Below are 14005 nucleotides of genomic sequence, written 5' to 3' on the forward strand. Positions count from 1 at the left end.
TATGCAGCAATATATTCTGCTTAAAAAACTTACCGTGCAAAATGCTAACGCGATTGCAGGCTTAACTTATGGTTTTCCAGCTATCACTAATTTTTTAGGTTTTGCTCATGCGCTATCGCGAAAACTACCAGAAAACCTTCAAGTGAAGTTTGGTGGTGTAGCAGTGATCAGTCATAAAAATAACGTCCATGCTCGCCAGCCTAAAGGATGGGGAGATTACGTTTTCGCTTTAACGCGTAACCCACTTACTCAACAAGGTACTACAGCCCCTATTAATGAGGAAGGTCGCATGAATATGCAAATCTCTTTATTGATTGAAGTGGAAGGTTTAGTTGCAGGCGATCAAACGACACAGCAGCTATTGCAAGAAGAGTTAAATAATTCAATTCCTACTATGCGCCTAGCCGGTGGACAGATAACTGATTTTGAATCGTGTGAACTGTTAAATGACGAGCCGTCACAACAACAAGCCTTGCGCCGCTTAATGCCGGGCTTTGTGTTGCTAGATAGAAGTGACTACCTTGAAGCGCATTTTTCAGCACTACAAGCTAAGCAACCAAATGCAAGCTTATTTGATGCGTGGTGCGATTTTGCCAAATTAAAATTCCAAGCCACGGCACTTGAAAATCAACATTGTGATAATGCTCAAGCGGAGCCAGAGCCAGACAGCGACGAAAGCACAAAAATAAAAGCCACGTGGGACTATGTTGCAAAACCCAATGCAGGTTATTTAGTGCCCATAGCGGCAGGTTATTTCGCTATTTCAGAACTGTATTCAGCCGGTGAAGTCGATAATGTGCGCGATAAAAACGTACCAGTCGCATTTGCCGAAACTGCATATAGCGTTGGCGAGTGGCAAAGTGTACACCGACTAAAAGAGATTAATACTGGCGTATGGCGTTATACCCATCAACACCCTTGGTATCTTGCCAAAACAGCATCAAACATAACAACGATTTTAGAACCAGATACAGAATTACAAACCAGTGATACTGTATTTGACCCTGACTTTTTATAAAAAATGGAGATTTAATCATGGCAGACGTAAAACTAAAAACCCCTTCAGTATTAGCTTTTGAAGCAAAACTAATCCCATCTGATGCCCTGATGTTCGCAGGGAATATTGATGAAAACACATGGCAGCCTATTTTAGTGGGCGAAAAAGCAGTACGTGGTACTATTTCAAACCGTCTTAAAGCTGCTGTAGCAAATGATCCGGCTAAGCTGGATGCCGAAGTATCAAAAGCGAACTTACAAACGGTTGATGTTGCGGCATTACCTCACAGTGCAGATACATTAAAGTTAGTCTTTACCCTACGCGTGTTAAACAACTTACATGTTCCTTCGACCTGCAATGATCCTGCATATCAAAGTGCACTAGCTGAAAAAGTAAAGCAATACCAAATTTCAACAGAATTTAAAGAGTTAGCGAAACGTTATGCACATAACATTGCCAATGGACGTTTTTTATGGCGTAACCGTGTAGGTGCTGAAGCGGTTAAAGTGGTTGTTACTGCGGGCAATAAAGAAAATAGAAAGCAATTTACCTTTAATAGTTATGAATTTAGCCTTCGTGATTTTGAAGAAAACCAACAAGTAGATGAATTAGCAAAAATTATTCAGCTAGGGCTGACCGAAGATCACGCGTTGATTAAAGTAGAAGCTTATAGTCAGCTAGGGCAAGGACAAGCCGTATACCCGTCACAAGAATTAGTAATGGGTGGGGGCAAAGGCGATAAGAGTAAGTTTTTATATCAATTAGATGGCCAAGCAGCAATGCATTCACAAAAAATAGGAAATGCATTACGTACCATTGATACATGGCATTCTGAAGCGGGTGAAATTGGAGCAATAGCAGTAGAACCTTATGGTTCGGTTACAAATCGTGGTGCAGCATACCGTCAGCCAAAAGAAAGTATGGACTTCTATAAGCTGCTTGATGGCTGGATGCTAAAAGGCAAAGAGCCAGACCTCGAGCAACAACATTACATTATGGCTATGTTGATTCGCGGTGGTGTTTTTGGCGAATAAGGAGTAAGCATGAACTACTACCTCGACATCACTTTACTACCAGACGCCGAAACGAATCTTGGTTTCTTGTGGCATAAAGTGTATCAACAAATTCACCTTATGTTGGTAGAAAACAAAGTCAGTGAGAAAGATTCAGCTATAGGATTATCTTTCCCTAAATACGGCAGTAAGGACTTTCCGCTAGGCGATAAATTAAGGCTGTTTGCTAAGAGCGAGCAGGAGCTGACAAATTTAAGCGTTAATCAATGGTTAGGGCGTCTTGCGGATTATGTGCACATAAAAGCACTAAAAGCAGTGCCAAACGATGTGAATGAATTTGTTTATTTTAAGCGTAAACAGTTTAAATCGCCGGATAAGCTACGTAAAAATGTTGATTTGCGAGCGGCAGCCATAGCCACTAAAAACGGCTTTGACATTACTGAAGTAAAAACACGTTTGTTAGCGTCAATAGATAACCTTGAGCAGCAATCAACATTACCCTTTATTAACTTACGTAGTTTATCTACAGATAAAGCGCTAAGCCCTGCTGAACATAAAAAGTTTTTATTGTTTATTGAATGTCAAAAGACCATAAAACCGAGTGATAGCTCATGGTTATTTACTTGTCATGGATTAAGTCGACGCTCAGATGAACATCAATCTGCAGTGCCTTGGTTTGAAGGTTGATTTTTATCCCAAATAACCATAATTTTTTGCTCTTTAAAAATATAATATAAAAACAGCAAGTTACAACGGGTCGTTTTTTATAAGGTTAAATTGAAGTTTTTAACCTAACGACTTGTTGTAACTTATTTTTATACTGATAGTCTATTGTTCACTGCCACACAGGCAGCTTAGAAAGCCTGCGCGCTGTTGTATCCTGCGGCGTACAAGTTCACTGCCACACAGGCAGCTTAGAAAAAAAGCGTTACGCCGTTCCTGTCGAGCGTGGAGTTCACTGCCACACAGGCAGCTTAGAAACAGCGGCGACCCGCGCACCGCAGTGGTGGTAAGTTCACTGCCACACAGGCAGCTTAGAAAGACCAAGACGACGCGATTGTTAAGCGGTACGAGTTCACTGCCACACAGGCAGCTTAGAAAGTTACGTCCCGAGTTGATCCGCAAAGGTGACTGTTCACTGCCACACAGGCAGCTTAGAAAAGCGGATTAAATATTTCATTATTCATTTCAATGTTCACTGCCACACAGGCAGCTTAGAAAGTGAAAAAGACCGAGGTCTTTAAGTTCTAAAGAGTTCACTGCCACACAGGCAGCTTAGAAAGTATAAGTGGGGGACAAATAATATAAATAATAGTTCACTGCCACACAGGCAGCTTAGAAATTAATGTTTTTTGTTACATGTCACATTATTGGGTTCACTGCCACACAGGCAGCTTAGAAAAACAGCAGACTTCATAATTGGATTAATAAGCCGTTCACTGCCACACAGGCAGCTTAGAAAACCAATGGTAAATTTACTTTCTTTTTCTTTCTGGTTCACTGCCACACAGGCAGCTTAGAAAGCACCGGTGACACAACCGACTTTGTAACTTTCGTTCACTGCCACACAGGCAGCTTAGAAATAACATTTAGACCATTCTGTGTGATGTCATCAGTTCACTGCCACACAGGCAGCTTAGAAATTAACCACAAAACAATCAGAATGACGATTGTTGTTCACTGCCACACAGGCAGCTTAGAAAGATAGGCGAGATACTCAAGGGAATTATGCGTGGTTCACTGCCACACAGGCAGCTTAGAAATTAATGGCACTTACTTTGATGGTTGGCTCTATGTTCACTGCCACACAGGCAGCTTAGAAAACGAAACAAAGGCGAAGTGATTAAATTCCGTCGTTCACTGCCACACAGGCAGCTTAGAAATATAGATAACGGAAACTTTATCACGGTCAAATGTTCACTGCCACACAGGCAGCTTAGAAATAGGTCGATTTTTTGGACCGAACTCAGATTAAGTTCACTGCCACACAGGCAGCTTAGAAATCTAAGATCGTGGTATCAAGCTGTTCAACGTAGTTCACTGCCACACAGGCAGCTTAGAAACGAAAGAGAAAATAGCAATCCAGCGGGATAACGTTCACTGCCACACAGGCAGCTTAGAAAAGGAATGATTTCAACACCAAAGACAACAGTTCGTTCACTGCCACACAGGCAGCTTAGAAACTAAAATAATCTTTATGGTTACGGGGTGGCTGGTTCACTGCCACACAGGCAGCTTAGAAAAGCAAAGAAAGATAAAGACGAGGCTAAATCGTGTTCACTGCCACACAGGCAGCTTAGAAACAATTATCTAGTAGGTAGGTGCCGTTCTGTTCGTTCACTGCCACACAGGCAGCTTAGAAAAACACCTTCAGACCAGTATCGTTTGAAAAGATGTTCACTGCCACACAGGCAGCTTAGAAAACTGGGATAGTGTACCCCGCCGCCTCAAGCTCGTTCACTGCCACACAGGCAGCTTAGAAATTGGTTACTTGGCAAATGAAATGGGGGCCAAAGTTCACTGCCACACAGGCAGCTTAGAAAATCAATACCACCCTTGAACTCTCCAGTCTTAGGTTCACTGCCACACAGGCAGCTTAGAAAGGTTAAGCAATAATTTACTAAGGCAATACCCAGTTCACTGCCACACAGGCAGCTTAGAAAGTTGACAAGACGTCTGCAGGGCTAAACACACTGTTCACTGCCACACAGGCAGCTTAGAAATGCCAAAACATTAGCGAAGGTATTAACGTAAAGTTCACTGCCACACAGGCAGCTTAGAAATAACTGATGATTCAAAAGAGCCAGAAACAGAGGTTCACTGCCACACAGGCAGCTTAGAAAGTTGACAAGACGTCTGCAGGGCTAAACACACTGTTCACTGCCACACAGGCAGCTTAGAAATAACTGATGATTCAAAAGAGCCAGAAACAGAGGTTCACTGCCACACAGGCAGCTTAGAAAGTCGTACTGAATTACAGACACCTCGTCTAAATGTTCACTGCCACACAGGCAGCTTAGAAAGCCCATCATTCGATAGCGGTGGTTTTATTTTGGTTCACTGCCACACAGGCAGCTTAGAAATACTGACAAAGTTATCACTCCCAAGCCATGCAGTTCACTGCCACACAGGCAGCTTAGAAAAGAAACAAAACAACTTGGATTGGTAAAAACGCGTTCACTGCCACACAGGCAGCTTAGAAAGATAATTTAAATCTAGGCACTCATCAAGCTGGGTTCACTGCCACACAGGCAGCTTAGAAAGCTTGGCGCTTTGACTGTAAAATCATTTGAAGGTTCACTGCCACACAGGCAGCTTAGAAATCATTTCTTATCTAATGCGTTTGAGAATTCAGGTTCACTGCCACACAGGCAGCTTAGAAAATGAACTTAATTGCTTTCTCAATTGTCCCTTTGTTCACTGCCACACAGGCAGCTTAGAAATTGATATGGATTCATTCGTCTTGTTTGACGCGGTTCACTGCCACACAGGCAGCTTAGAAAATGATGTGAAATTTTGGCGTATCGAATAAGTTGTTCACTGCCACACAGGCAGCTTAGAAAAATGCCGATATTTACCCAGTGCTGTTTATGGGGTTCACTGCCACACAGGCAGCTTAGAAATTTCCTGAGATAATTTTCAGGTGAACCCCCTAGTTCACTGCCACACAGGCAGCTTAGAAACCCCCCTATAGATTTATATTAGCCTCACATGAGTTCACTGCCACACAGGCAGCTTAGAAATCCAGACGAATCGGATAAAGAGGATACCGATCGTTCACTGCCACACAGGCAGCTTAGAAATACTGACAAAGTTATCACTCCCAAGCCATGCCGTTCACTGCCACACAGGCAGCTTAGAAAACTCCCTAGAATGAGCCCTTGTCCTGAATACCGTTCACTGCCACACAGGCAGCTTAGAAAAGCTCGGTCGGGTGCAAAAAGTGCGCGATTTAGTTCACTGCCACACAGGCAGCTTAGAAAAGAAAAGCTTTTGTGTTAGTAGCTAGATTTGAGTTCACTGCCACACAGGCAGCTTAGAAAGAACGATAACGATTATTAGTGAAAACAGTAGAGTTCACTGCCACACAGGCAGCTTAGAAAGATCCAATTCTAAGCCCCCCCCCACAAAAAAAGTTCACTGCCACACAGGCAGCTTAGAAATCAAGATGCAATCAATCTTCCTAGGCATGTTCGTTCACTGCCACACAGGCAGCTTAGAAATACTGTGAATGCAGAGGAATCAGGAGAGGGTGGTTCACTGCCACACAGGCAGCTTAGAAATTTGCGCCCTCAACTGCGTTGAGCATATGATCGTTCACTGCCGCACAGGCAGCTTAGAAAGGACTCGTTCATAACAAAGCAATTGAGCCAAGGTTCACTGCCGCACAGGCAGCTTAGAAAGCTATCGGTGGGGTACTGACTGATGACAATAAGTTCACTGCCGCACAGGCAGCTTAGAAATGTAATCGGAGTTAGTCCATCATCTTCACATGGTTCACTGCCGCACAGGCAGCTTAGAAAAACGGTCAACACCAACACCGCAGTTAATAACAGTTCACTGCCGCACAGGCAGCTTAGAAATAATCAACCTGGCGTTAGCGACTTCAACGACTGTTCACTGCCGCACAGGCAGCTTAGAAATGAGAAATAAAAAACGGCGCTTGTGACCACTTGTTCACTGCCGCACAGGCAGCTTAGAAATGATGATGGTTCCAATCCATTACCACCAGTAAGTTCACTGCCGCACAGGCAGCTTAGAAATTGTAAATCATGAGTGATACCAGCATCAGCAAGTTCACTGCCGCACAGGCAGCTTAGAAAATTAGATATAACAGTTGCATGGATTGGGAGTGGTTCACTGCCGCACAGGCAGCTTAGAAATTAATCGGCCCTCGAAATAGACGGGGCGATTAGTTCACTGCCGCACAGGCAGCTTAGAAATTGGGTTAGCAGAGCAACTGGGCCTGATGCATGTTCACTGCCGCACAGGCAGCTTAGAAATGATGGATAAAGGCGGCGAGCGCTCATCTATAGTTCACTGCCGCACAGGCAGCTTAGAAAGTTAAAATGTAAATTTCGCACCATTAATTATCGTTCACTGCCGCACAGGCAGCTTAGAAATTAAGAGGCCGTGTTGCCTCTCGATGTGGTGAGTTCACTGCCGCACAGGCAGCTTAGAAATATGACAAAATTCACGTTAACTATGCTGGCGTGTTCACTGCCGCACAGGCAGCTTAGAAAACTACTGCGAGTGATACCCAGCATCCTACTGAGTTCACTGCCGCACAGGCGGCTTAGAAACTAACGGTATACAGGGAAGAGATATAAACACTGTTCACTGCCGCACAGGCAGCTTAGAAACTGTGCCGTTGCGTTCAATGCAAACAACTTACGTTCACTGCCGCACAGGCAGCTTAGAAAAATTGATTACTTCAATCAAATCACACGTAAATGTTCACTGCCGCACAGGCAGCTTAGAAATTTTAGAGTTTATCTTAATAACCTAATCAACCGTTCACTGCCGCACAGGCAGCTTAGAAAACAGTGATTCATCAGGACTAACACTAGTTTGTGTTCACTGCCGCACAGGCAGCTTAGAAAAGTTGTCAGCGCAAGACAACCAATAAGGGGGCGTTCACTGCCGCACAGGCAGCTTAGAAAAAATGTCGTGCACTCATTGGATAGCTCTCACCGTTCACTGCCGCACAGGCAGCTTAGAAAAAACGCGCCCGCACCCTCTGGAAAATACTTATGTTCACTGCCGCACAGGCAGCTTAATTAAAGTAGACTTGGTGACTAAATTGGTGACTAAAACCTAGTTAATTATCACCAAATAAACACAACAATCTGAATATTAAGGATTTAAATTTCAAGTTCAACATTCAGATCCAAAACGTAGAATAAATACCTCGCTCTTAGCAAAAAGCCTCAATATGAGGCTTTTTTCGTTTTGAGATGCTGTAAAGCCAAAATGTACGTCCTCACATGATAGAAGGTCTTTTGGCGGAGCTGCTCTCTAAAATTAAGATAGACAATATCGACAAGAGTCTCAGCCAGATGATGAAAATGCATCACCCTGTGGCTGCAACCAGACTTTAAAGGTGACGCTTGGCATGATAAAAAATATCTCCAGCGTGAGCGGCGACATTCAGCTAGCGTTCACTCCAAATAGGGTATAATCGATCCTCAGGTGCCAACCCACAGGCAACATAGAAAAATGGAGCAATCATGTCAAAACGGAGTAAATGGCTACAGTTATTAGTGATTCTCATCGCCCTAGCCCTACTTATACCCGGTCTCAGCCTGCCAATGTTAAGCCTAGATGGCCACGCTGATAAATCCCAATTTGCCCAGACCACCATAGAGTTAATGACTCAAGACAGTGAAACACGCGGTTTGCTCGGCTCGGTATCAGCATTCCTCGGTTTTAACCAGCTGGAGGGCCAGGTGGAAATTTATAGCAAGCACCGTAGTATACTGGGGACGGTACAAGACCTGATACAAAGTGGTAACCTGTTGGTCGGGCTCTTGATTGTCACCTTCTCGGTAATTATTCCTACCCTCAAACTACTGGCGCAAGCCGTTCTGCTTTTCACTCAGGGCAGCACGGCGATAATACTTACACGCGTTATCGACGCCATAGGTAAATGGAGCATGGCCGATGTATTTGTGGTCGCCATCATTGTCAGTTATCTCGCCGGTAACGCCAAAGATCAGATGGGCGAATTGATAGTGATGCACGCCCAACTAGAAATCGGCTTCTGGTTTTTCACCGGCTATTGCCTATTTGCTATCGCTTCTAACTTATTGATGAGTAGACCTAAATATACGTCATACTAATGCTGCCCTTTGCTTCTTTCTGTCCCAGCTCATCGAAACAGGAGTGACAGGTTTGAGGAAAAGGGGCTGATGCGCGACCAGCCAAAAGACCTCAACATAACCAATGCCATAACAGTAAACACCAGGATAACCTTATCGGTATCCTAGCTTGTCTATTAGGGCTGACGCTTCGGCCTGGTTGGCAAAGAATGCTCCCAGAGAACGAGTCAAAGTAGTGCGACTCAAGAGGGAATAAGCCCCTTCGCAGAGGCTATATGTTTATTACAAGATGGAACTAAACCGTGAGTCCCCACATATCGAAGGTTTCTTGGCAAAGCTGCTCTCTAAAATCTGGGTGAGCGATGTCGATTAAGGCGCGGGCTCGCTCTCGCAGTGATTTACCTCGCAAATTGGCGATGCCATATTCGGTGACGATGTAATGTACATGAGCCCTGGTGGTCACCACGCCTGCACCTGGTGATAGCACAGTGGTGATACGTGACACACTTCCGCGCGCTGCAGTGCTTGGCAGTGCGATCACCGAGCGGCCGCCTTCTGATAGGCCCGCACCGCGAATAAAGTCCATCTGCCCACCTACGCCAGAATAGATACGCGTGCCTAATGAGTCGGCGCAAATTTGTCCCGAAATATCCACTTGCAGCGCCGAGTTTATTGCCATCACATTGGGATTTTTACGGATAATCGAGGTGTCATTGACCTGCTCAATATCCATAAAGATCACCGATGGGTTGTCGTCGACATAGTCATAGAGTCGCTGGCTACCGAGGGCAAAACCCGTGACCAATTTACCAGGATGCACTTTTTTGCGGCTATTGTTGATCACCCCAAGTTCGACCAGATTGAGCACGCCATCGGAAAATAGCTCAGTGTGCACACCTAAGTCTTGATGTTCGGTTAAGCAGGCAAGCACGGCGTCGGGGATCGCGCCTATACCCATTTGTAAGCAATCACCATCACGCACTAGTTTTGCCACATTTTGACCTATCGCCAAACTGGTGACATCGCTGGCAGCGAGTGGGTGTTGTGGTAAAGGCATACTCTGCTCATACACAGCGGCAAATTTTTGATAATGAATAAATCCATCACCGTGAGTGCGCGGCATCATAGGGTTGATGTGAGCGATGATTTTTTTAGCTACTTGGCAAGCGGCCAAGGTGGCTTCTACCGAGATACCTAAAGAGCAGATACCGTGTTTATCTGGTGGCGACACTTGAATGATAGCGGTGTCGATGGGTTGCTCGCCCGAGCGAAACAGTTTGGGGACTTCCGAGAGGAAAATAGGTACATAGTCGGCATCGCCACGCTGTAACAATTGACGCGTTGGCAGGCCACCAAAAAAACAGCGGTGTCGCAAATGCCCTTTCAGATTGGATGAGCTAAGCGACTCGGCACATTCGGTATGCAGCTGTAATAGGGTTAAGTCTTGAATCGTCAACGCATGCTGCGCTAGCGCATCGAGTAGCACCTTAGGCGTCGCCCCCATAGAGTGTGTCCACAGGGTTTCACCGCTTTCGATTAAAGACACAGCTTCTAGGGCAGTGTTACAGATAATGGGGGCCATCAATGGTTATCCAATGTTATTAATCTGTAAGCAGTGTAAGGGCTTATGCAACACTTTAATAGTGATTGCGAGGATGAGTTGCACCTTAGTTGATCTTGAGCAACCTAGCCAAATATTGCCGGGAGCCTCAACGGGCATAAACCAAAAGAGCGCATTATTTTGCGCTCTTTTACTTGATTAATCGCTATTGTGCACAGGCTATTGAAAATACTTTTTCAACGTCGCTTGTTGGTTCAATAGGCTTTGATACAAGGTAAACTGATTGGCCGCTCGATCGAGATTATGGGTGTCATGCTGCACATGGAAGTAGCTATCGCCATTGAGATAGTCGGTCAAAAAGCGGACCCCAATCATTAGGCAGATCACTCGCGCGCCTAGCCACAGGCTGCGCTTTTCATCCACAGTTAACACATCACCTAGCTCAGCTAAGTAGCCACGGCAGATAGCGGCAAATATCGACTCGCGAACTTCAACCTTATCAAGGTTGGTGGAATCCTCCTCCTCGGGCGAGGTAAAGGTGCGCACCATATCGCCAAAATCATACATTAAATGCCCTTTCATGCAGGTATCTAAGTCTATGATGGCTAAACTGCTCATGTCGCGCTTATCGTAAAGCATGTTATTGATTTTTGTGTCGTTATGGCAGGTTCGCAGCGGTAATGTCTCAGCCAACAGAGCCAATTCATCAAGTAGATGAGTCTGCGCCAGTGCAAAATCAACCCAGTGTTGGCAGTGTACTAATCGACCCACCATGTCTTGGGTGGCGGCCTGGTTAAGCAGCGCTATTCGTCCGGGAAGATGATGAAATTGCGGGATCACATCTTCCAAGTCGGTCGCATCTAGATCACTCAAGGCGCGTGAAAAATGGCCAAAGGCTTTAGCGGCTGACTCAGCCTCTTGCTCATTAGATACCACTTCGATGCTATGACTGTGGGGTAAGTAATTAATCGCGCGCCAAAAACCATTGTCGGCTAAATCAACATATAAGGCGTTATCCATGGTCAATACAGGTGCCACCACACTTAAATGATAATCACCGCACGCCGCTTTCACTTGCAAGTGGCTGGCTATCTTTTTTGCGTTGTTCACCAAGGCTTCTGGCCTCTTGAAGACTTGAGTGTTAATCCGCTGTAAGACTAACTCGCCCTGCGGTGAGCGCACTAAAAATGTGTCATTGATATGACCATTGCCAAGGGGCGACACTTTAGCGCAATCGGTTATGCCAAAGTGGGGCAGCACCTGCTGCCGAATAAGCTCAATCACCCAATAACTCCATTAATTTTTGTTTGACCCAGAGGGCATCTTGCGGATATGTCACGCCCATCCAGGTGTCGGCGCTAATATTAACGTAAACCGGTTTGACGCTGATATTATGGTCTTGCTGATGCTGTGACGGTAGGCAAGTCTGCACCACAGCGGGCAAGTAACATTCACTGCCAGCAAGATGACCACTATCTTTGATGAAGTGAATCAAGGCCTGCTCTAACACCCTAAAAATATCGACCGAAAACCCCCAGCATGTCATCGACACTAGGCTTTGTGGATCCAGCTCAGCTTGGTGCTGACCATTGTGTCCCAGCAGTTTATCACCTTGCCATGCAATATCGAGCCACTCCTGGACACTGCTTAAATAGTCCCCTTGTGTTTGGCAAATCCCCCGATTAACGCCACCATGTTGTGACAAGGTTTCATTGAGGCAATAAGCCACCATTTGCCACCGTTCGCTAGCGTGTTTAAAGCCATCGACCAGCAATTTAAAGGCATTATCACCATAATAATCATCGGCGTTAATCACTATCATAGGGCCATTAACCCAATGCCTGGCGCACCAAAGTGCGTGGGCAGTCCCCCAGGGCTTGCCCCGCCGCTTAGCTTCACCTTGCAAAGGCAAACACTCGGCTGGTAAGTCATCGGTTTGTTGCACACAAAAATGCAGTGCAAAACCGTCTGGCAAGGCGGTTAACCGCTGCTGCAGCGGTTCGATAAGCTCGGCGCGGGTGATAATCACCGCCGCCGAACATCCTGCCTTTATCGCACTCGCCAGCGAGAGCTCAAGCATGGTTTCGCCATGCGGCCCTAGGTTTGCCAGTTGTTTATCGCCGCCGAAACGACTACCTAAACCAGCTGCCATGATCACCAGCGTGACATTATTGAACTCATTATCGGGTGTACTAGAAGAGTGCGTCGCAACCATTGTCTACAACCAACTGGACTAGGGGCGGCGCGCTGGCCACCGACCATTAAAAATGTAACCGACGAGTTTAATCAGTTATGACGATGAACACCAGCGCCAATGGCCGCCATTCCCCCCCTATTGTATAAAGCTAGCTGTGATAGATCTCGCCGATTAATCACCCGTTCATAGTGTTGAACACTAGCCTAAAGATAGGGACGAAACGCCGCTTGTTTCGCCAACGCCGCCTGACTGCCTTTGAGACTAAACTGATACCCACACAACTTAAGGCTGCCGCGCATGGCGACATCGTTAAGAATGGCTCGGGTATCGAGCGGCGAAAATCGGGCTAACGTCGATGAGTCAGGCAATAAACTCACCTCCATCGGGCGATATTGAGCACCATTATTAAAGGTTAACTCTTGGCAGCTACTATCCCCTTTACCAGTGGCTAATGACCACAATAATCCTGGCTCGCCGCGCTCACCCAACCAACTGATCATCAGCACATCTTCATCGAGTAGTATGCTAAAACCGTCGGGCATTATTGCCTCTTGATAAGAGGCCGTTTGGTTTATGCTACCTGATGCTTCGGCGCTGTTCTGCTGCACACTCTGGGTAGAGCTAGGTTCATCCGACCACATTAACACTAATGCGCTCACTAACATCAAGCTGCCAGCGCCAAGCAAACTGGCTCGGGGCCGGGCTTTAATCACCTTAATGGCACGCAAAGCACCTTGACCTATCACCTTTATGATACTTGCGAGGGCTTCACTATTATGTGTACTCGCGCTGTGAGTACTAGAGCCGATAGCATGCTCAAAAGATTGTTGGTCATTAGCCTGATGCCCCTGATATCGATAGGGGCGCTCATTGGGGTCATCATCAAGCTCAAGGGACATAACAGCGTCGCGCGCATCGCCAGCAATCACAGGCTCGACACGCCTTACGCGGCGATTCGCCGGTGATAATGGCCCCTGATAGCCGTAACAGCTTGCCGTAAATTGGCTTTTAGCTGGCGCTTGCAGCACCACAAACACGCAGGCTGCCAACTCCAGTAACACACCACAACCAATAACTATGGTATTAGCTTCATTAATCAGGCCAACACTCAACAATATCAGCCCAGGCACAGGCAAAAAAGCCCATATGATGGGCCGACCTTGCAACCGACGCTTAGCACTTAAGCTAGCAAACAATGCCGCAGCCAGCCCAACTAACAATAGCGATACATGGCCGTTTAGTAGCACATAGAAAATCAATACGGCAAAGAATGCGGCGAGATTGATCAGCGCAAAACGCACACTGCTATCCACGCCTTGACGACAAAAAAAGGTATTAAACTGCATAAAAATCCTACTACATTGGCTATCGGTTCACAGGTTCAGCCAAGAGTCTACGCTATCGACTCTGAGCTAG

General features: G+C 45.9%; 8 protein-coding genes and 1 CRISPR repeat array. Of the genes, 4 read left to right on the plus strand and 4 right to left on the minus strand.

Annotated features, from left to right (window positions below; translation table 11 throughout):
* Position 1 precedes the first annotated feature (1 nt).
* The 4 genes from csy2 to AC0VXX_RS16105 all read left to right on the plus strand — a co-directional run bounded on the left by csy2 (position 2) and on the right by AC0VXX_RS16105 (position 8852).
* The gene (gene csy2 / locus AC0VXX_RS16090; protein ID WP_475515083.1) at positions 2–1018 is read left to right on the plus strand and encodes a type I-F CRISPR-associated protein Csy2; all 1017 of its coding nucleotides are present in this window, start codon (positions 2–4) and stop codon (positions 1016–1018) included.
* A gap of 17 nt (positions 1019–1035) precedes the next feature.
* Positions 1036–2031: a type I-F CRISPR-associated protein Csy3 gene (gene csy3, locus AC0VXX_RS16095; RefSeq protein WP_475515084.1), complete on the plus strand. Its 996-nt coding sequence runs from the start codon at positions 1036–1038 to the stop codon at positions 2029–2031.
* Between the two features lie 9 nt (positions 2032–2040).
* Positions 2041–2697 (plus strand): type I-F CRISPR-associated endoribonuclease Cas6/Csy4, encoded by a 657-nt coding sequence (gene cas6f / locus AC0VXX_RS16100; RefSeq protein ID WP_475515085.1) that lies wholly within the window; start codon positions 2041–2043, stop codon positions 2695–2697.
* 146 nt (positions 2698–2843) lie between these two features.
* A CRISPR array of direct repeats spans positions 2844–7793; the repeat unit is 28 nt; unit sequence GTTCACTGCCACACAGGCAGCTTAGAAA.
* A 447-nt stretch (positions 7794–8240) separates the two neighbouring features.
* Positions 8241–8852, plus strand: a complete 612-nt coding sequence (locus tag AC0VXX_RS16105; RefSeq protein ID WP_475515086.1) for a paraquat-inducible protein A — start codon at positions 8241–8243, stop codon at positions 8850–8852.
* Positions 8853–9126: 274 nt separating this feature from the next.
* Here AC0VXX_RS16105 and AC0VXX_RS16110 read toward each other — a convergent pair whose 3' ends face one another.
* The 4 genes from AC0VXX_RS16110 to AC0VXX_RS16125 all read right to left on the minus strand — a co-directional run bounded on the left by AC0VXX_RS16110 (position 9127) and on the right by AC0VXX_RS16125 (position 13935).
* Positions 9127–10413, minus strand: coding sequence for an acetyl-CoA hydrolase/transferase family protein (locus AC0VXX_RS16110; protein ID WP_475515087.1), 1287 nt, complete (start codon positions 10411–10413; stop codon positions 9127–9129).
* A gap of 198 nt (positions 10414–10611) precedes the next feature.
* Positions 10612–11676, minus strand: coding sequence for a phosphotransferase enzyme family protein (locus AC0VXX_RS16115; protein ID WP_475515088.1), 1065 nt, complete (start codon positions 11674–11676; stop codon positions 10612–10614).
* Entirely contained in the window at positions 11669–12607 is a 939-nt protein-coding gene (locus AC0VXX_RS16120; RefSeq protein ID WP_475515089.1) for an NTP transferase domain-containing protein, read from the minus strand. Before AC0VXX_RS16120 ends, AC0VXX_RS16115 begins: the two co-directional genes overlap by 8 nt.
* Positions 12608–12792: 185 nt before the next feature.
* Entirely contained in the window at positions 12793–13935 is a 1143-nt protein-coding gene (locus AC0VXX_RS16125) for a hypothetical protein (RefSeq protein WP_475515090.1), read from the minus strand.
* Between the last annotated feature and the right edge of the window lie 70 nt (positions 13936–14005).

It is taken from the genome of Shewanella sp. QJM3NY_23, assembly GCF_056173105.1.